Source organism: Roseovarius mucosus DSM 17069, assembly GCF_000768555.3.
Lineage (GTDB): Bacteria > Pseudomonadota > Alphaproteobacteria > Rhodobacterales > Rhodobacteraceae > Roseovarius > Roseovarius mucosus.
In genome coordinates, this window is sequence record NZ_KN293989.1 from 86,221 (window position 1) to 103,556 (window position 17,336).

The 17,336-nt window shown below is 60.2% G+C and carries 18 protein-coding genes; 6 read left to right on the top strand and 12 right to left on the bottom strand.

What is annotated here, in order from left to right; all coding sequences use genetic code 11:
• Nucleotides 1-435 precede the first annotated feature (435 nt).
• From ROSMUC_RS17080 to ROSMUC_RS17100, 4 genes are all read right to left on the bottom strand, one after another.
• Nucleotides 436-642 carry a hypothetical protein gene (locus tag ROSMUC_RS17080; RefSeq protein ID WP_007120662.1) on the bottom strand — a complete coding sequence of 69 codons (207 nt, stop codon included), beginning with the start codon at nucleotides 640-642 and terminating at the stop codon, nucleotides 436-438.
• Between the two features lie 538 nt (nucleotides 643-1,180).
• Nucleotides 1,181-2,110: a DUF2493 domain-containing protein gene (locus ROSMUC_RS17090; RefSeq protein ID WP_037275556.1), complete on the bottom strand. Its 930-nt coding sequence runs from the start codon at nucleotides 2,108-2,110 to the stop codon at nucleotides 1,181-1,183.
• 596 nt (nucleotides 2,111-2,706) lie between these two features.
• Nucleotides 2,707-3,192: a PIN domain-containing protein gene (locus tag ROSMUC_RS17095; protein WP_037275558.1), complete on the bottom strand. Its 486-nt coding sequence runs from the start codon at nucleotides 3,190-3,192 to the stop codon at nucleotides 2,707-2,709.
• A 7-nt stretch (nucleotides 3,193-3,199) separates the two neighbouring features.
• The gene (locus tag ROSMUC_RS17100; RefSeq protein WP_037275560.1) at nucleotides 3,200-4,261 is read right to left on the bottom strand and encodes a helix-turn-helix domain-containing protein; all 1,062 of its coding nucleotides are present in this window, start codon (nucleotides 4,259-4,261) and stop codon (nucleotides 3,200-3,202) included.
• Between the two features lie 181 nt (nucleotides 4,262-4,442).
• Here ROSMUC_RS17100 and ROSMUC_RS17105 point away from each other — a divergent pair, with 181 nt between their 5' ends.
• Genes ROSMUC_RS17105 through ROSMUC_RS17125 form a run of 5 tightly spaced genes read left to right on the top strand, consistent with a single transcriptional unit; the run spans nucleotide 4,443 to nucleotide 7,950 of the window.
• Nucleotides 4,443-5,348: an AAA family ATPase gene (locus ROSMUC_RS17105; RefSeq protein WP_037275562.1), complete on the top strand. Its 906-nt coding sequence runs from the start codon at nucleotides 4,443-4,445 to the stop codon at nucleotides 5,346-5,348.
• Nucleotides 5,348-5,818, top strand: a complete 471-nt coding sequence (locus ROSMUC_RS17110; RefSeq protein ID WP_037275564.1) for a hypothetical protein — start codon at nucleotides 5,348-5,350, stop codon at nucleotides 5,816-5,818. The genes ROSMUC_RS17105 and ROSMUC_RS17110 overlap by 1 nt, the downstream gene beginning before the upstream one ends.
• Nucleotides 5,815-6,318: an HORMA domain containing protein gene (locus tag ROSMUC_RS17115; protein ID WP_037275566.1), complete on the top strand. Its 504-nt coding sequence runs from the start codon at nucleotides 5,815-5,817 to the stop codon at nucleotides 6,316-6,318. The genes ROSMUC_RS17110 and ROSMUC_RS17115 overlap by 4 nt, the downstream gene beginning before the upstream one ends.
• Nucleotides 6,315-7,214: a CBASS oligonucleotide cyclase gene (locus tag ROSMUC_RS17120; RefSeq protein ID WP_037275568.1), complete on the top strand. Its 900-nt coding sequence runs from the start codon at nucleotides 6,315-6,317 to the stop codon at nucleotides 7,212-7,214. The genes ROSMUC_RS17115 and ROSMUC_RS17120 overlap by 4 nt, the downstream gene beginning before the upstream one ends.
• 13 nt (nucleotides 7,215-7,227) lie before the next feature.
• Entirely contained in the window at nucleotides 7,228-7,950 is a 723-nt protein-coding gene (locus tag ROSMUC_RS17125; protein WP_037275570.1) for a DUF6602 domain-containing protein, read from the top strand.
• Between the two features lie 157 nt (nucleotides 7,951-8,107).
• On the opposite strand, the gene ROSMUC_RS17130 is transcribed toward ROSMUC_RS17125, so the two are convergent.
• From ROSMUC_RS17130 to ROSMUC_RS17150, 5 genes are all read right to left on the bottom strand, one after another.
• Nucleotides 8,108-8,836, bottom strand: a complete 729-nt coding sequence (locus ROSMUC_RS17130; RefSeq protein ID WP_037275572.1) for a DUF736 family protein — start codon at nucleotides 8,834-8,836, stop codon at nucleotides 8,108-8,110.
• A gap of 124 nt (nucleotides 8,837-8,960) precedes the next feature.
• Nucleotides 8,961-9,263: a hypothetical protein gene (locus ROSMUC_RS17135; protein ID WP_037275574.1), complete on the bottom strand. Its 303-nt coding sequence runs from the start codon at nucleotides 9,261-9,263 to the stop codon at nucleotides 8,961-8,963.
• Between the two features lie 100 nt (nucleotides 9,264-9,363).
• A complete protein-coding gene (locus ROSMUC_RS17140) occupies nucleotides 9,364-9,825 on the bottom strand; it encodes a DUF6915 family protein (RefSeq protein ID WP_037275576.1) in 462 nt (153 codons plus the stop codon).
• A 1-nt stretch (nucleotide 9,826) separates the two neighbouring features.
• Entirely contained in the window at nucleotides 9,827-10,213 is a 387-nt protein-coding gene (locus ROSMUC_RS17145; protein WP_037275579.1) for a DUF6878 family protein, read from the bottom strand.
• Between the two features lie 121 nt (nucleotides 10,214-10,334).
• Nucleotides 10,335-14,597 carry a strawberry notch family protein gene (locus ROSMUC_RS17150; RefSeq protein WP_037275581.1) on the bottom strand — a complete coding sequence of 1,421 codons (4,263 nt, stop codon included), beginning with the start codon at nucleotides 14,595-14,597 and terminating at the stop codon, nucleotides 10,335-10,337.
• Between the two features lie 162 nt (nucleotides 14,598-14,759).
• Here ROSMUC_RS17150 and ROSMUC_RS21230 point away from each other — a divergent pair, with 162 nt between their 5' ends.
• A complete protein-coding gene (locus ROSMUC_RS21230) occupies nucleotides 14,760-14,945 on the top strand; it encodes a hypothetical protein (RefSeq protein ID WP_172794923.1) in 186 nt (61 codons plus the stop codon).
• Between the two features lie 9 nt (nucleotides 14,946-14,954).
• Here ROSMUC_RS21230 and ROSMUC_RS17160 read toward each other — a convergent pair whose 3' ends face one another.
• From ROSMUC_RS17160 to ROSMUC_RS17170, 3 genes are read right to left on the bottom strand one after another with little or no spacing between them, the layout of a single operon-like run.
• Entirely contained in the window at nucleotides 14,955-15,311 is a 357-nt protein-coding gene (locus ROSMUC_RS17160; protein ID WP_037275584.1) for a YnfA family protein, read from the bottom strand.
• Between the two features lie 32 nt (nucleotides 15,312-15,343).
• Entirely contained in the window at nucleotides 15,344-16,582 is a 1,239-nt protein-coding gene (locus ROSMUC_RS17165; RefSeq protein ID WP_037275586.1) for an MFS transporter, read from the bottom strand.
• Nucleotides 16,579-17,247 (bottom strand): cytochrome c biogenesis protein CcdA, encoded by a 669-nt coding sequence (locus ROSMUC_RS17170; protein WP_037275588.1) that lies wholly within the window; start codon nucleotides 17,245-17,247, stop codon nucleotides 16,579-16,581. Before ROSMUC_RS17170 ends, ROSMUC_RS17165 begins: the two co-directional genes overlap by 4 nt.
• Nucleotides 17,248-17,336: the final 89 nt, after the last annotated feature.

Below are 17,336 nucleotides of genomic sequence, written 5' to 3' on the forward strand. Positions count from 1 at the left end.
CCCGCGGCCCGCAGGGACGCGGCTCTGCCGCCCTCACCACCGGGCGACCCACCTGTCCTAGGGGTCCCGTCCGCCAGCCCCGCCCGAGGGTCTGGCCGAACACGCATGTGTTCGGACGGAAACGCGGGCGGGCGCAAACCCCACCGACAGGGCGGACAGGCAGGGTCAAGGAGGGCCAGATTTGGGTCCCCAAATCTCTGCCGCAAAAACCGGGAGGCCCTGGCCGATAGGTTTTTGTGGATGGCCCCCTTGAGGCTGACTGGCCGGTCTGTCGCGGCCAGACTATTCCGAGCGGCGATCGTCCTTTGAGCGCGCAGGGACCGGCACCAAGGGGAGGTCGCTGTCGGCGATCACCCGCGCCGGAACCGGCATCCCTGGAACAGGGATCGGGCCGCCCCAAGATCGTCCTGGGGCGGCCCATCCTCGTCAGAGGATTTAGTCCTGGGGATCTTTCGCGCTCGGTGGGAACATCACCAGCTCCGAGACCGCGACCGGGAAGTCGAGCTTGAGGCTGAAGAACTCCGATCCGTCCCCGTTGCGGGTGTTGCGGAACATCGCGCCCACGCGCTGGAAGCGGGTGCGCTCCTGGCCATCGGTATCGGTGAACTTGACGGGGACGGTGGCGACGTAGTGGTTGGTCATTTGGGTTACTCCTTGTTGCGATGGGGATCATCCAGCACGGGGGCAAGAGGCCCGGTCGCAAGCGCAAATGCGGAGGGTCCGCGGCCAGCCGTGGAAGCCGTATTTGTGCTTGCCGAAGCGGGAGCGGAGGGCACGGACGGGCCGACCCCGTGCGATCCACATCTATGAGCAAAAAGGAGTGATCCGGATGACCCTTGCCATCACGCAGCCGCCACCATCCGCGTCCGCGTCCCGCCGAGCCTGGCCGGGGTGCTGACGGAGCCCGCCCGCGTGGATGCGATGTTCCGAAACACGCCCCGAGGGACGTGCAGGTCTTCAGCCTCATGTGCGACGTCCCGACCCCTCGCGTCTTGCGCTGCTGACGATGTGCGTGAGGTGCGCACCATCCCCATCCCGTACCGATGCGGATGGGCCGCACTCTGACGGACTGGGTAGAGGGATGGCAGTGCCGGCCGCTGCAGACTGCCGATCACGCATGACCGATCGCACGCGCCATGAGACATGACGAAAGGGCCGCGCCAAGCGCGGCCCCCTCTCTTCAATCCTGCGACGCCTTCTTCGCCGGGTCCGCAACCCGCATGACCGTCAGGCCTTTCGCTTCCGCCTTCTGCCCGAGGTTCAGTGCGACCCCGTTGCCGCCGAAGAGTACAACCCCCGTCGCCGCGAACTTGTCGTCCAGCATCTCATCGTTGCACTTGAACGGTGCCGCCCGCCCGTGCGCGGACCAGCGCGGATCGAAGCGCGCCTGCGCGACCCCGCGTGCCCGGGCCCACCGAGCCGCAATCATCTCCGCCCCGTGCTTGCCACCCTTGTGGCAGAGGAAGATCTCCTGGTTGCGGTTCTGCTTGATGCGTTCGCGAACCTTGTCGAGCGTGTTGAAGATCACATCGACATCGGTCCAGTCGGTGGCGCCTGAGACGATCAGGGGAACCCCCTCGACTTTCGATTTCTCGGCAGTCTCGCGGTCGTGCTGCTCCAGGAGCTGCCGTGCCTCGAAGACCGCCCCGGTCTCTTGCGCCCGGACGCTTGCGCGGGAGCCTGCCGCCGGGATGAAGGCGTGGCCCGTTTCAATCTCGTAGCATTCCGCCGCCGCCTCGCTCATCACCTCAATGGCGCTGACGATCTCGCGCAGCTGCACGAAGCGGGCCTGCGCCTCTTCGAGCGCGGTCTCGGCGATCTCCGATCCGTCGTGGGATTTTGCCAGCGCGCCGATCTTGTCGGCGGTGCGGTCGACCTCCTTGCCGAGCGCCACCTTGCGGCGCTGCAGGATCGTCGCGAGCCCATGGGCCAGCGGTTCGATTTCGGCTTCAAGCCCGGTCCCGCGCAGCTGCCCGAGCAATGACTCGAAGCTTTCGCGGATGATGTGGTCGCTCAGGACGTGATCTTCCGGGATCGGCAGCTGCGCGTCCTTCTCGGTCAGTCCGAAAAGTTCGATGGTCTCGTAGGTGTTTGCGGTGTCGTAAGCCATGTTTGGTCTCCAGTGTTCGGTTCCAAGGCCACCACGTGAGTGTGGGGGCATGGCCGAATGCCTGGTTTCCGAATCTGCCCGGGTCAGGGACGGCGCAGCCGCCGGCTTGCCGGGCGCAAAAGTTTTCCACGCGCAGCACCCGACACACGCGAACCCTCACGCACGGGACCGCCCCGCCCCACAGGCCCCGCCCTCGCCGAAAAGTTTTGCGATCCTTGACGCGGGCTGATTTGGGGGCCATCCGGAGGATATGCTTCCACGCTCATGTGTGTGTGTTTTGACGGTAGGTTTGCCCGACCCGAGCAGGCAAACGGCCCGACCGGACGCGGGAGACGGATGAAGCGGCGGGATCGTTTTGCTCTCAAGCAAAACAGACCAGAGCGCAATCCGGCGGAGCGGCCGGGGAGGGACGTGCTCGCGAGGCGGGCAAACCGGGGGCCTGGGTGCGACGCCGCGGTGAGGCCGCATGGCCGAATGCGCGACGGACCGAAGGGCCGTTCTCCCCTGCGACACGCGAAGCCGAGCAGGGGAGGCCGCAAGGCATAAGCGAAGAAGAGCTTCGCAACAATTTCCCTCCAGCAAGCCGAATAAACAATCTAGTATCTCGCAAGGCGCCTATTGATTTCCCTAATGGGAAGTCTGCATCTCGGGTGATCACGAACCGCCTCGAGGCCCGACTTGAGGAGGACGGTCGAACAAACCTCGTGATGTTCCATCTCATCGAACACCCACAAAACACCATGCATCGCGAGTTCTTGGCGCTCCGCCTCAGCCCTGAGCGCACCGTCTCCGGTTAGTAGAACCCAATCCCTTCCCGCCGCCAGACAAAACGCAAAGACATCAGGCGTCGACAACATAGCTTTTGCCCGCTTCAGCTCTGTTGCACGTGCGGTTTCTTCTGGCGTGAGCTCTTCTACTCTCAGCCCCAGGTCAATCAGATCTGGCCCCATCCAGTCGAGGAGTTCTGCTTGATAGAGAACATCCGGAACAACAAAATCATAGGGCAGGTCAAAGAGCCTCGCGGTCAGCGAGGCTCTTTCAATGTCAATCAGGACAGAGGTATCAGAAACAAGAATTTGCACATAGGCACTATGCCATGTGGTCCAACCGCTCTTCCAGTTCTTTAACCCGTATTTCGAGAAGTTCTGCCGCGCGAGACAACCCTATCAACCCCTCGGAGAGGGCACGAAAACACAAACGTTGAAAGCGGTCCGGTTCTTCTCGTTCCCAAGGAATGGAATTTGGCTCCTCGAACGGCTCATCGCGCCAACCTCGTTGCTTATAGACCTTGAACAGACGCGCAAATGTTGCCTGGTTGATGATGTCCAAATCCTTGCATCGATAGGTCAGCGCTTGAATGCTGACGCCAAACCGATCCTTCAGACTAATGAGCTCACCAATGCTTATGTCCGTTCTGCGGGCACCAATCTCCTGCCGTAGCACTTCTGCCGGAACGAGGAATGCACCAGCAAATCGATTTGCGGCGCGTTCTGAATCACACCCTTCGGCGACTTTAAGAACCATGTGGCCCAATTCGTGAGCTAAACTGAAGCGCTTCCGCTCAGACCAGGTCTTCTTCTTGATCATGATAACACGGGCGGAGTGGTGCTCTTTTCGACGCACTTTCGCCGCAAGCCCGTCAATCCGATCAACATCCAAAGACAGCACTTTGATCCCGTGCTCCTCGAGGAGTTCGGCAAGCATTGGAATCGGGTCATGACCCAACTGCCAAGAAGCACGCATGTTGCGAGCCGCGTCCTCGGCATCACGAACATCGGCCACCCAATAGGGTGCTTCGTGCGGGGCATCCCATTCCTGGCTCGAAAGATTCAGCAAGCTTTCGATAGCTAGGTACTTTTCAACCATATTGAGCGTTTTGGCTTCGATCGTCGCGATCTCCTTGGCTGACGAGCTGGCTGACTTGCGAAACTCCACGCCCTCCAACTCAAGCTCGTCATCGCTGAGCAGGAAATCCACAGAGACGTCGAGTGCTCGGGCAAGACTTAGCAGCACGCCCGATCCGGGCATGTCTTCATTGCGCTCGTACTTGCCTACGGCTTGAGCGGATACCTTGTTCTCCATGGCATCGGAAAGTGCACGAAGCGAGAGGCCAGATGCCGCCCGGGCTCCTTTGAGTCGCTTGCCAATCATAACGTCCTCCCAGTGGGTGGTTTACATTTCACCCATATTATTGATATTTTGTAAACTTCAACGCTTGAAAGCGCGGCAGATTGTCCCTAAACTGTAACACGAAGCCAAAGCGAAGGCAAATTTGTAAACCGCCAAGCCGCCTGAAGAGGCGCTGAACAGGCAAAGAACCGAGGAAGCAGCCATGAACGCAACGTTTGCTGGCGACCTGCCAAAAGGAATTCAGAAGATCACGGCACTGCCGGACCCGAGTCTGGCAGAACTCTGGGACTCAATCATCGTCGAGGCCGAGATGAAGGAGCGCCTGCTTTCTCAGGCGGTGCTGAATTTCACAATGCGACCAAAGATGAGCCGAACCGTGTTGCCGCTCCATGGTGTCATCCTGTTGGTTGGCGCACCCGGGACGGGCAAAACGTCGCTCGCGCGAGGGTTGGCCAACCGAACAGCAGCGGCTTTCAAGGGGGGAAACTTCCAACTGGTCGAGGTTGAAGCGCATAGCTTGACGAGTTCCGCCATGGGGAAAACGCAGCGGGCGGTTACTGACCTCTTCGCGCAGACACTTTCAGAACTTGCCAATGCAGGCCCGACGATTGTGCTGCTAGATGAAGTGGAAACACTTGCGGTCGACCGATCCAGACTCAGCCTCGATGCCAACCCTGTCGACATTCATCGAGCCACGGACGCTGTTCTGGTTCAGCTCGACCTGCTGGCAGAATCTCACAAGAACCTGCTGTTTGTGGCGACCAGTAACTATCCAGAAGCGGTGGACGATGCCTTCGTTTCCCGATGCGATCTGGTGCTTGAAGTACCCCTTCCCGGAAAGGAAGCCTGCAAGACCATATTGCGGGAGTGCCTGTTGGGGCTAAGCAGCACCTATCCTGAGATTGAAGGGCTGACTAGGGACCGTGGCTTCGATACCTGTGCTGGCGAATTCGTCGGTCTTGACGGAAGGACTATCCGAAAAACCGTTGCAAACGCGCTCGCCTCAAACACTCAGGTGGCACTGAACCCCGGCTCGGTAACACTGTCCCAATTGGCAGCAGCCGCGAAGTCCGCCCAAACCAACAAAAAAGCAAATCGGGGGAAGTGATGGCAACTGTAACCCGCAGAACATTCCGAAGCTCTCCGCATCGCGACGCCTTAGCTACATGGGCCGCCATCAGCGACTTGCTCACCCGGACAAATACCGGTGCGCAACAAGAACTCGGCAGTGTCGCCGGCATTGCAAGCAGCATAATCGCGGACAAAGCCTGCGAAAACTCACCAATCATTGTCAGCTGTGCGGGACCGCAAACGCGCATCTACTGTTTATACGATGACGATGCGATCGATGGGTCGGACGCTAACGAAGACGTGCTCGCGTTTGACCCGCTGAAAGGTGATTGGTCGATTTCACTGCCGTGTGAATCCGATGATCTCGGTTGGGTCCAATCTGCCCTGCAACAAAAAAGCAACCGCATCACGGCCCGCGACAAAACCGAAGCCAAGAAGCAAGATACCGCGAACAATTCGCAAGGTGCTACGCTCGAAATTGATCTCGAGGGGTTGTTGAAACCATGACAACGGTCATCACATATTCCCGCACCCAGTCTGTCACCTATGTGGCTGATAACATCCTCAAGAGCCTCAAAGACATTATTCGTCTGAGTGGCATGGACCCGACGAATTTCGTGAACAACACGGAAATCAACATGCGCGGAATCAAGGCATGGTTGGAGAGCGAAGACCTCGAGAAGATTACGCTCGAGATATACGATCCGGCAACCAACGAACTGATCCTGCGTTGGGACATCGACGTGAACTACAGTTGGTCTGCTGGAGATGGAAACTTCTGGACGGACACCGATCAACTTCGTTGGGCAATTCGCAAAGCTGGCGTTGCACCATCAAGCGCCAAGTATGACCTCCTTCTACGTACAAAGCCTGGACGACCTGATGTCCCGGGTTGGTACCGGACGACCGCCCGTTCTACAGACGGCATGGTTCGCCAAAGCCTTGGCTCCACCATCGAACACAATGGTCTGGGAGCGACGGCATCGTATTGGAGGCAGGCATCATGATTTCACTCCCGGACGCATTCAAGAAGTTCAAAAGCCGAATGGAGTTGAACGAAAGTGAGCGGCAGAACGCATCCAAGCGGCAGAAGGAAGTTCGCGAGCACTTGGACAAAGCCCTTCAGATCGACCGTAGCTTTTTGACAGGAAGCTACGCCCGCTGGACCAAGTCGAAACCACTCAAGGATGTCGATATCTTTTTCGTTCTTGGAAAGGACGAGGACCACTATCGAGACAAACACCCTGACAAGATACTGACCGCGTTCTACGACACGTTGGTTGACGTCTATGGAAGCAGCGCCGTCAAAAAACAGGCACGCTCCGTGGGCGTGGACTTTGGTGTCGTTGTCGATTCAGACGACAACACAGATTACCGGGTTGTAAGCGTGGATGCCGTGCCCGCATTCGCAAAGGGAGACGATTACGAGATCCCAAACAACACAACCGGGAAGTGGATGGGAACAAATCCCGAAATCCATGCACAGAAGGCTGTTGCGGCCCATCAAGCCTATGGCAATGAGTGGAAGGGCCTAGTGCGCATGGTGAAGTACTGGAACCAAAACAGCCGCCATGGAGAAAAACCAATCAAGCCCTCCTTTCTGATCGAGGTCATGGCGATGGAGTGTCTACATGGTGGATGGGGCGGCTCACACGATCGCGAAATCCAAGCGTTCTTCGCTACGCTGCGCGACCGAATTCATGAGGATTGGCCAGATCCAGCCGGGCTCGGATCTCCTGTTAGCGATCGAATGGACGCGGCGATGGTAAAACGCGCCCAGACAATTCTGGATCAGGCAAACCGCGAAATCGCTGCCGCAATCCACTTGGCGCGCCAGGGCAAGAACGGAGACGCCCTGAAAGCGTGGCGCGCTTTCTTCGGACCAAAATTCCCGCTGTCTTAGAAGGAAAAAATCATTGGCTGAATGGTCGCTATCACAACTTTTATCGTCGTTGCATGAGGATATTCAGCACCGGTTGTCAACTGCGAGGAAGTCTTTCAAGCATCCAGGGACAAAAGGCGATGCGAGCGAAGCCATTTGGATCGATATGTTCGCCCAGTATCTTCCTGAGAGATACCAGGTTGCAAGCGCGCACGTGGTCGATAGTACAGGGAATTTCAGCGATCAGATTGATGCTGTCGTTTTTGACCGCCAATACTCGCCTTTCATTTTCACGTACGAAAACCAACTCATTGTCCCGGCTGAGAGCGTTTATGCTGTCTTCGAGGCGAAGCAGACGGCAGACGCCAATCTTGTCAAATACGCACAAGACAAGGTCGCATCAGTGCGAAGACTGCATCGGACCAGCCTACCAATCCCGCATGCTGGCGGCGTCTACCCACCAAAACAACTCATTCCCATCATCGGCGGGCTTTTGACTTTCGAGAGCGAGTGGAAACCTCCCTTGGGGGCATCGTTCGAAAAGGTCCTCGACGGAGGTGAAAATGATAGAAGGCTGGACATCGGCTGTGTCGCTTCTCATGGGCATTTTCTGTTCGACGAGGAAGGCGGGTATGACCTTGTTGAGGGATCGAAACCGGCAACGGCCTTCTTGTTTGCGCTGATCTCACGCCTCCAGTTCAGCGGCACGGTACCAATGATCGATATTGACGCTTACGGAGATTGGCTGACCAAATAGTAGCCGCAAAGTTCGTTTTCGTATTGCTATGCCGTCCAACGTCGAAAGACCCTTCTCATAGAGTAGAGCGATCTTAGACCCAAACAAACACGGCAAAAGGAGAACCGTGTTCCCACGGCTCCCCTTTCGGTGCGTATCGTCTAACCGCGTGCGCTGATCATGCGACCAACGACAGCCCCGTGCCTGCGTCCTGCGGCTGCTCACCGCTGTCGATGAACGGGATGATTGAGAAGGCCTGCCCGCCGCGCTGCTCTTCGTTCTGCACGGCGTTGACGCGCAGGTCGCCATCGGGCGTGTTGATCAGCAGCGACAGGTAGTCATTGCCCGTGCGGCTGCTTTTCGCCATCCAGGCCGAGCCGACGCGGATCGGTGTACCCCGGGGCGAGCTGACCTCGATCCGGTAATCCGGGTGGGTCTCCTCGGATTTGTAGCTGTTCTCGATCAGCATGAACTCCAGATCGAACATCATGTTGGCGATGTAGCCGGTGAAGGCGTTGTCAGCGTCCATGGCGGTGAGCTCGCCCGAGATCGAGCCGGATTTCATCAGGCCGTTCGAGACCAGAGGGATGATCTCGAATTCGCCGCTTTGGGCCGCGCGCGCCTCTTTTGTCTGCACCGCGTTGACCCGGAAGGGGCCCAAGCCGACATCGATCTGCATCGAGATGTAGGGGTTGCCGCTGGTATTGCCGGTCTCGTTCCAAGCCGTGCCGATGCGCACCTTGCGGCCTGATTTGTTGACTGCCGTCACGTCAAAATCCGGGCTGCGTTCGGACATCTTGGCCCGCGCCTCCAACTGGATGGCGATGTCAAAGCGCGTCGAATGGATCATGCCGGTGTATTCGGCGGCTGCGGTCTCGACATTGCGGGTGAGGGTTCCTGCGAACATGGGATGGTTCCTTTTGGATTGGCCGGTGCCTGACGTTCTTGCCAGCGCATCCGGGATTGCTTTCTCGACCCCTTGAGGGATCACAAATCAGAAAGCCTGCTTTCCTTTCAGCCCCGCCCACGGGTCAAAGCTGCCGTCCGAGTGGGAATGCCCCCGCGCCTCCGGGTGCTACGCCCCTCCCCTGCCCGTCTGGTCTTGATTGGTTGCCCGGATTTTCTGCGGCGTCCTTCGATTGCGCGACGAAGAACTCCGTTTCTTTTCCGTTCAACCGGTGCCCGCCCCGGTCGGTCAGACCGATGCAGCTACCATTCGGCACATAGGTGATGAGGTACTGACCGAGCCGGTCCTTGTGGACAACGTAGCCGGTATTCGCCCAATGCAAGGTCTGGCCGGCATCAACGGCCGCCTTGATTTCATCGAGTGTCATGCGAACCTCCTCAAGAAGAATGGTGGGGAAACGACGCAAGAAGCCCGGTCGTCCAACTGGGCTTCCATGCAGCATTTGTTTGGCCAACGGCCGAGAGCTGTCAGGCACCTTGCGTGGCTTGCGTCGCGCGCGCCGCCATCCAATCCTTCAGGCCAAGAACCGTTCTTCCGGCGGCGACCTCGGAGGCCCAGGCAACCCTTGGGTCGCCGCAGGGCTCATCGCCGGAATGCCGGTCGATGTGGCCATTGGCCATCCATGGCTCAGGCTGTATCCGTCGCAGCCAGTCCGCCATGCTCGGGATGCGGCCCTGGCAGTCTTCACGGATATGCTGCTCGCCGATCCAGCGCACGGGGATGTCGCGGCCCGCACTATTGGTCAGTGTCAGGCCAAAAACCCGTTCGGCCTCGAACAGGCCTTGCGCATGGTGACGCATGGCGCGGTGCGTGAAGAGCGCGAGGTGCTCTTTCGAGGCATCGAACCAATCGTGCACAGACTGATAGTCAGACGGCACCCCGCCGAATTTCCGGGCAGAGCTTTCAGCATGATGAAGCGGATGGGCCATCTCAAAGCCCCTCGTCATAGCTGTGCGAGCATTCGACATAGCGGTCCGCGTGATCGAGGATGATGCTGTCTAGTGCTATGTCCCAGGTCAGCGTGCCATAGCCGCCCTCGTTGTTTTCGAACCCCGGGTGATGGTGATAGGCGAGCGACCAGGCGAAGTCGCCAACCTCTGTGGCAAGCGGCTCAGGCAGTTGGACCTCTGCAGGCTGCACCGTCACATCCTCGACATTGCCGGAGTCGCCATAGCCTTCGTATTCGGCAGTGACCCCGCTGATGCCAAGCGCACGTAGTTGCGCGAGCAGCTCCGTGCGGGATGCCTTCAAGGTGGTTTCACGCTCTGCGCGCCACTGAGCCGCCATTGCGGCATAGTCGATCTGGGGATTGGTCATGGGTCTGTCCTCTCATCTGAAGTTGGGGGGCTGAGCGTGGCATTGGTCTGCCCGCGCCCCGAAAGCGCAGACCGGTGAAATCCAGATCCGCGACGCCCGACCGGAAGCCCGCTTTGACTTTTCAGGCGGCTTGTTCTGCCGCTCTTGCGGCTCGCTGCCCCACGATCCGGGCCAGAATGCTTCCCGTGTCGATCCCGTCCCCATGCGGCAGGAACACCCGCAGCTGGAAGGCGATGATCTCAGTAAAGCAGCCCATGGCCTTGAGACCTTCAATCATGCCCCTGTCTACGCCGCACAACTCAAGGCGCATCTCGCCTGCGACACGGCGACGGGTCAGGGTGAGACCGCGGCCCAGATCGACAGGCGCGGTGGTGCCGAGGGCGGCGGTTAACATCTCCTGCGGTGTTTGCGGGTTGGAAACGAGGAAGCGGGCGCGCAACGCGGCTGCCCCTTCCTCGCTCAGCGTGCGCCCGATCATGGCGGTCGCCCCGTCCGGCGTGACGCGGTAGATGCGCTCATTCGTAGTCGGAATATCCTTCCAGATCGGCAGCAGCAGCCCGGTCAGCAGGTAGAGCTTGGTCGTGGTGGTTTTTGGCAGGGACGCAGCCTCGTCATCCCAAAGCCCTGCAAACTCGGGCCTTCCGATGTCTTCCCAGGCCGAAGAGACGAACCGCGTCTCCTCCAAGTAGTTCGACCCGTTTGGCCGCACCGCCTTGCGCATCAGCGTGACAATATCCTCATCGTACATCTGCATGGGGCGCGCCGAGATCAGCGCCGCGCGACCGGAGGCGCGATTGACCATCGGCAGCTTGTCGGGATTGCGCGATATGGCCGCTTCGGCGCCCAGGACATACACTGGGTCCGTCACCTCAAGTCCGATGATCCGCGTCACGGCGCCGGATTTCGGGCAGGTCCAGAGATCCTCCGTGGAGACCTGCTCGATCCTTTCGCCGCGCAGGGTTTCCACGCCGAGATCGAGCGTGCCCGCCGCGCGCGCCCGTTCAGTCTGATCAGCGATCCGGCGCATGAACTCGGCAAAGAGCGCGTTCTGCATGTGGATGGGAAGGGCAAGCACCCGGTTCAGAAACCGCTGGATCGGGGGAAGCTCCTCGAGAAGCACACCGTCCTTGTCGATCAGCCGCAGGGCGGTCCAGTCGGTGAAGTTCTCGTAGCTCATCGCCTCAGCGCGCCCGGCGGCAAGATCGGCGAAATACCCACGCAGCGCCGCCCGCGCGATCGGACTTTCGAGATTGTCCTCCTCCCGGAACATGCCCTGCGAGCCGGTCTCGCGCTGACCCTTCGTCAAGGCCCCCAGCTGGTCGAGGCGTTTGGCTATAGTTGAGGTGAAGCGTTTCTCACCATGCACATCCGAGGTGCAGACCCGGAAGAAGGGCGCGCTGACCTGGGCAGAGCGATGCGTGCGGCCGAGCCCCTGGATGGCCGCATCGGCGCGCCAGCCGGGCTCCAGCAGGTAGTGCCGCCGCCGTTTCTGGTTCTTCGCCGTTTGGGCCGCATGGTAAGATCGGCCCGTGCCGCCCGCATCGGAGAAGATCAGGATATCCTTTTCGCCGTCCATGAAGGCTTGGGTCTCGGAGGAATTGCTGCTGGCGGCGCGCTTCTCGATGAAGAGATGGCCATCTTCGGCCTTGAGTGGCCGGATCGAACGGCCCGTGACCTCCGCGACAGCCTCGTCGCCAAAGGCCCAGAGGATTTGATCGAGGGCCGAGGGGATCGGCGCCAGCGTCATCAACTCCATCATGGCCGCGTCACGCAAAGCGAGCGCCTCGCGCGAGACGACCAGCGCGCCAGTCTCATCGCGCAACGGCTCGGCCACCATGTTGCCGTCGATCTCGACCAGCTTTTGCGCATGGATCGGGAAGGCCTGTTCGAGGTAGCCCAGAACATAATCACGCGGCGTCAAGGCACCCTCAACGAGTTCATCCTCCGGGTCCATCGTCTCAAGTCGGCGCTTCAACAGGCTCTCGCCTGTCGAGACCACCTGGATGACGCAAGCATAGCCCGCCACCAGATCCTGCTCGATGGCACGGATGATGGTTAGGGCTTTCATGCCCAACAGGAGATGGTTGAAAAACCGCTGCTTCGTGCTCTCGAAGCGGGACTTGGCCGAAGCGCGTGCGGCCGAGGCATTGGTCTCGCCCGAGGCGTCGTTGACCCCAGTCGCGGTCAGCGCCGCCTCGAGATTGTGGTGGATCGTCCGAAACGCACCCGCATAGGCGTCGTAGATCTCGATCTGGGCCGGGGTGAGCGCGTGTTCGAGCACGTCATACTCCACCCCATCAAAACTGAGGGCACGCGCCGTGTAGAGCCCGAGCGTCTTGAGATCGCGCGCGACCACCTCCATGGCAGCGACACCGCCGGCTTCCATCGCAGAAACGAAGCTCTCGCGGCTTGGGAAGGGGTATTCGGGGCCCTGCCCCCAGAGCCCCAGCCGCGCGGCATAGGCGAGGTTGTGGACGCTCGTCGCACCCGTGGCCGAGATGTAGAAGACGCGGGCGCGGGGTGCTGCCAGTTGCAGCCGGAGGCCAGCAAGGCCCTGCTGGGAGGGTTTGACCCCCCTGCCCTGCTCAGACCCTGCCGCGTTCTGCATGGCATGGGCCTCATCAAAAGCGAGGACGCCTTCAAAGTCTTCGCCCATCCAGTCGAGGATCTGGCTCAGTCGCGTGGTGCCGCATTTGCCCGCGGACCGCAGCGTGGCGTAGGTGACAAAAAGGATACCGTCGCCCTTCGGGATGGGCTGGTCCGGTTTCCATTTGGAGAGCGGCTGGATGTCGGCGGGCGAGCCGCCGAGATCGGTCCAGTCGCGGATGGCGTCCTCGATGAGCGTGGCGGATTTGGAGACCCAGATCGCCTTCCTGCGCCCGGAAAGCCAGTTCACGAGAACGAGCCCCGCGCATTCGCGGCCCTTGCCGCAACCGGTGCCGTCGCCGAGGAAATAGCCAAGGCGATAGGCCCGTGCATCCGGGTCATCATCGGCGCGCGTCAGCTTGGTCTGGTCGTCATCGATGGTGAACCTACGGGGCAGGTCGCGCCCATGGGCATCATGCGCCATGATGATGGTTTCCAGCTGCGCCTCGGAGAGATGTCCCTCCTCGATCAACCGGGCGGGCAGGCGCAAGTCATCACTGCCCGTGTTTGAGGGCATGGGCGGGGCAACCGAGGCCATGGCGATGCTCTCGACGAGCGGCGTAGGATGTTCTTGCGCACCCGCGATCTCGACCCGCTGCGGACGGTAGCGCGCATAGATGTCCGAGATGGGCGTGTTGTCGCGCGGGATATCAAGGCTCGTGAAAGTTAGCGGGCGGACGGCATTGGCCCGAGGCTTGGAGGCGGCGACAGGCGCAGCGGCGGTCTTGCGCGGAGCAGAGGATAGAACGGTCGGCCGCCTGTGAGGGATCGTCGCTGCCTGTTGTACAGGGCGCATCTCGGTCCGGGTTGAGGCCACAGCATCAACATATGCCAAGGCTTCATCCAGATCCCGCACAGGGACGCGGATCATTTCGCCGTCCTCCTGCACCTTGTCGAAGACCATCAGCTGGGTTTCGACAGAGGTGCCGAGCTTGCGGTAGACCTGCCCCGGCATCGTCAACGCCAAGCGCGGCGTCAGGAGACCGCAGGCGCGGGACCAATGCGCGGCATCGCGTTCGGGCGTGAATCCCGGCGGCATGATCGCCACAAGCCGCCCGCCGGGTGCCAGGCGCTTGGCAGCCGCGATGAGATGCTTGGCGGCGATGTGCTTGTCCCGGGAGCGATCGACCGAGGAGGCGAAGGGCGGGTTCATCACCACGACGTCGGGTAGAACCGGCGTCTGCAGCAGATCGTCGATATGCTCGCCGTCATGGCCCGTCACCTCGCCGCCGAAAACCGCGCGCAGGAGGTGCTGGCGAAAGGGGGCGATTTCATTGAGCACAAGCGTGGCACCGGCCCGGGCAGCGAAAGCGGCCAGGGCACCAGTGCCAGCCGAGGGTTCCAGCACGGTCTCGCCCTTGCGGATCGCCGCCGCCCGTAAGACCAGCGCCGCGAATGCCAGCGGCGTGGAAAACTGCTGGAGCCGGATTTGCTGCTCTGACCGGCGCGTTTCCGTCAGGAGCCGTGAGGCAAGCAGCTTTGCAGCGGCCATGTCACCTGCCGCGCCGTCCCCACGCAGCAGCACCTGGACAGCCGCGGCCTGCATCAGGTCATATGCCATGCGCCAGTCCCAGGCACCGCCGGCATCGCTGCCATGAAACGTCTCGCGCATGATGCGCGCGAGCGCTGAGCTGCGCAGGGGTTGGTGGTCGACCTCCGCGCCGATCTGCGCGATGGCAGAGACGAGATCAGTGTCGGAGATTGGGAATGCCGGGTTTGCCGGATTGGGCTTGGTCATGGGGGTTTCCTTTGGATCAGGGTCTGAGTTCCAAAGGACAAAAAGCCCGCTTTCGCTTTTCAGGGGATCCGGCCCAAAAGCTATTAAGAAGGGCGGGCCGTCAACGCAATCCGCCCTCCTCAGCAACAAAGAGAAAGCCACGCAGCAAAACCGCCGAACTTGTTGATCAATAAAGCCGACATTGAGGCGGCGCGCGGCGACCGGCCGCTAGGAGCCCACTTTGACCGATGCTGCACAAAGGATGTATGGCTGCTTTCGAGGGCGGTAGAAAACCTGCTTGATCGCTGCCGCGAGCGGAAGGAAAGCGCAGCCGATCTGTTGGAACGCGTGAAGCAGAAGGCGATCTAATCGAACGTTTCAGCGCTTCACCCCGTCTGCGGCCGCCTCTCTAATACTGCGCGGTGCCCAGAGAATAATACCTGCACCGACAAGGCAAATTACCGCTCCGATAACATCCAATTGATCAGGGCGATGGCCTTCCACACCCCATAGCCACAACAGGGACGATACGATGTAGATGCCCCCGTAAACAGCATAGGCGCGTCCCGCCTGGTCAGCCGGACTGAGGGTCAAAAGCCATGCAAAAGCCGCGAGGGACAGCATCCCCGGCACCACCCAGAACACGCTCTTGTCCAGCCGAAACCAAGCCCAGAAGGCAAAACATCCGGCGATTTCGGCCAGCGCGGCCACGAAGTAAATCAGAATTGTTTTCATTGGGTCAGACTTACGTATCCAAGCAATCGGGTCTATTCCTTAACATCCATTCGCGCGAGAATGATGGCTTGTCCAAATGCCGCTAACAGAGCAGTCGCGAAGACTATCCATGTTCCCAGTGCGGCGACGGCAAAGCCTCCGACGAGCGGGAGAACGAAAGCGGGTGCCGTAAGCGCGTTGAAATACCCGCTATAGGCTGGACGTTGGTCGTCCGGCGAGATCTCCATCAGCAGCCCGATGACGGCAATCGTCAGCCCATTCATTAATGCGCCGAGAACGAAGAATACGACAAGCAGGATTGGTACGAGTGCCTCCGCCGGAACGGGTATGAGCAAAAGAACCAGAAGGGCGATTGGCGGTGCGGTGCGGGCAACTGCGATCCCGCGCATCAGGCTCAGTTTGCCCCGGCTATCGCCCCACCAGCCCCAAAGTGGATTGCCCACGAGGGCCCCGATGGTCTGGGCACCGAGCAGAAGTGCTACGTTTTCAAACCCCACCCCAAGCTTGTCGGCGGCGACGATAAAGAACGGCGCTGCGATGAGAACTGCACCTCCGCACCATTGCGCAAAAACGAAGCGGCGGAACACTGGGTCTTCTCGGAAGGTCACAGCACCCTCACGCAGGTAGGCGGTAAAACTCCCGGCCACTTTGAGGGGTGTATTTCGCTCAGGCTCGCCCATCACGGTGAAGATGAAAGACGAAAGCAACATCAGGATCGCCGCGATCCCCAGCACGGCGGCATAGGATGCTGGAAATTCAAGCGTCCGCAACAGCCTGTCTGCCAACGCCGCGACGAAAAGCGCTATGACCCCTCCGCCGAAGAAGCGGATCGAAAGCATCCTGCTCCGGTGTTCTGACGGGACGGATCGGGCAACGATATCATTGTAAGGAACACCGACGATGCCGCTGAGGAAAGCGTAAAGAACCCAAAGTCCAAGGGTCGCGGCACCGAGTGTGACATGAGCCCAACCAGCGGTCGCGCCAATCCAGAGAACAATTGCGAGGATTGCAATGGCCGCCGTCCGTCCAAACGCACCGACGACATAGAATGGCATTGAAGACGCACCGCGACCGGCGAAGTAGCCAACGAAGAGTTGGGGCAGAAGCCAGCCGAGGCGCAAAATCGTAGACACCGCGCCTACGGCGACCGAACTTCCAGTAAGTTGATAAACCAGCGCCGACATCACCGTTGCGCTGTCCACCGCCGCCGATCCTGCCTGGAACGCGGTGCCTGCGCCAGCTACGTGCCAGAAGCGACGGCGAGGCGTCATATCCCGCTCCAATTGATGGGCTCGACAAACAGACCAAACCAAACAGACCAGATGCCAAGCCCGACGAAGATCGCGCCCAATAGCCAACGACGCGGTCGCAGCCAATCGGCAAGCCGATCAAGGGGCCTGGCAAGGCTGGGAACAATAGAGAGTGGCAACAACGGGAGCGACAGCGCGAAGGCGAAGACCGCCATCATCACAAACCCGGTCATGGCCGACCCGCTTACAGTTGCGGCACCCATCAATCCAAACAGGATTGGGGCTGCGCAGGCCGGAATGTTAAGTCCGAACGCCAACCCCTGAACGAGCGGGTTGGATGCCGCCTTCCAGCGCTCCGGCGCGAATCCAATGCGGCGGCGCATCGATTTGTCCCACCCCGCGAAGATCGCAAGACCAAGGCCGAGGTAAATTGCACCAAAAATGAGCCACGCGCCAGTCTGTACACCGATAAGGCGTTGGCCCAGCACGACGATCATCCCGCCAAATCCCCCCATCACGACGAGCCTGGCCAGAAGAAAGGTCATCGCCGCGCCGAACCGCTGCCCCATCGGGCGAGACCTCTGGCCTCCCAGAAACAACATGTGAGCGCCGATCGTGCAGGGTTCGATGAAACCGAGCAGGCCAAGGCCAAATGCAAGCAACAGGGCCTGATAGGTGAGATCCATAAATGTCTTTCATTGTATGATAAGTTTGATGATGGGCCTTCCACCAACCATAAGGTCAAGCGCTGTTCTTGATGCCAAGCAGGCATTTG

Excerpts from the sequence above, each read along its gene's own strand:
- ROSMUC_RS17080 (WP_007120662.1), bottom strand. The coding sequence starts at position 642 with ATGACCAACCACTACGTCGCCACCGTCCCCGTCAAGTTCACCGATACC.
- ROSMUC_RS17090 (WP_037275556.1), bottom strand. The coding sequence starts at position 2,110 with ATGGCTTACGACACCGCAAACACCTACGAGACCATCGAACTTTTCGGA.
- ROSMUC_RS17100 (WP_037275560.1), bottom strand. The coding sequence starts at position 4,261 with ATGATTGGCAAGCGACTCAAAGGAGCCCGGGCGGCATCTGGCCTCTCG.
- ROSMUC_RS17105 (WP_037275562.1), top strand. The coding sequence starts at position 4,443 with ATGAACGCAACGTTTGCTGGCGACCTGCCAAAAGGAATTCAGAAGATC.
- ROSMUC_RS17110 (WP_037275564.1), top strand. The coding sequence starts at position 5,348 with ATGGCAACTGTAACCCGCAGAACATTCCGAAGCTCTCCGCATCGCGAC.
- ROSMUC_RS17115 (WP_037275566.1), top strand. The coding sequence starts at position 5,815 with ATGACAACGGTCATCACATATTCCCGCACCCAGTCTGTCACCTATGTG.
- ROSMUC_RS17120 (WP_037275568.1), top strand. The coding sequence starts at position 6,315 with ATGATTTCACTCCCGGACGCATTCAAGAAGTTCAAAAGCCGAATGGAG.
- ROSMUC_RS17130 (WP_037275572.1), bottom strand. The coding sequence starts at position 8,836 with ATGTTCGCAGGAACCCTCACCCGCAATGTCGAGACCGCAGCCGCCGAA.
- ROSMUC_RS17135 (WP_037275574.1), bottom strand. The coding sequence starts at position 9,263 with ATGACACTCGATGAAATCAAGGCGGCCGTTGATGCCGGCCAGACCTTG.
- ROSMUC_RS17140 (WP_037275576.1), bottom strand. The coding sequence starts at position 9,825 with ATGGCCCATCCGCTTCATCATGCTGAAAGCTCTGCCCGGAAATTCGGC.
- ROSMUC_RS17145 (WP_037275579.1), bottom strand. The coding sequence starts at position 10,213 with ATGACCAATCCCCAGATCGACTATGCCGCAATGGCGGCTCAGTGGCGC.
- ROSMUC_RS17150 (WP_037275581.1), bottom strand. The coding sequence starts at position 14,597 with ATGACCAAGCCCAATCCGGCAAACCCGGCATTCCCAATCTCCGACACT.
- ROSMUC_RS17160 (WP_037275584.1), bottom strand. The coding sequence starts at position 15,311 with ATGAAAACAATTCTGATTTACTTCGTGGCCGCGCTGGCCGAAATCGCC.
- ROSMUC_RS17165 (WP_037275586.1), bottom strand. The coding sequence starts at position 16,582 with ATGACGCCTCGCCGTCGCTTCTGGCACGTAGCTGGCGCAGGCACCGCG.
- ROSMUC_RS17170 (WP_037275588.1), bottom strand. The coding sequence starts at position 17,247 with ATGGATCTCACCTATCAGGCCCTGTTGCTTGCATTTGGCCTTGGCCTG.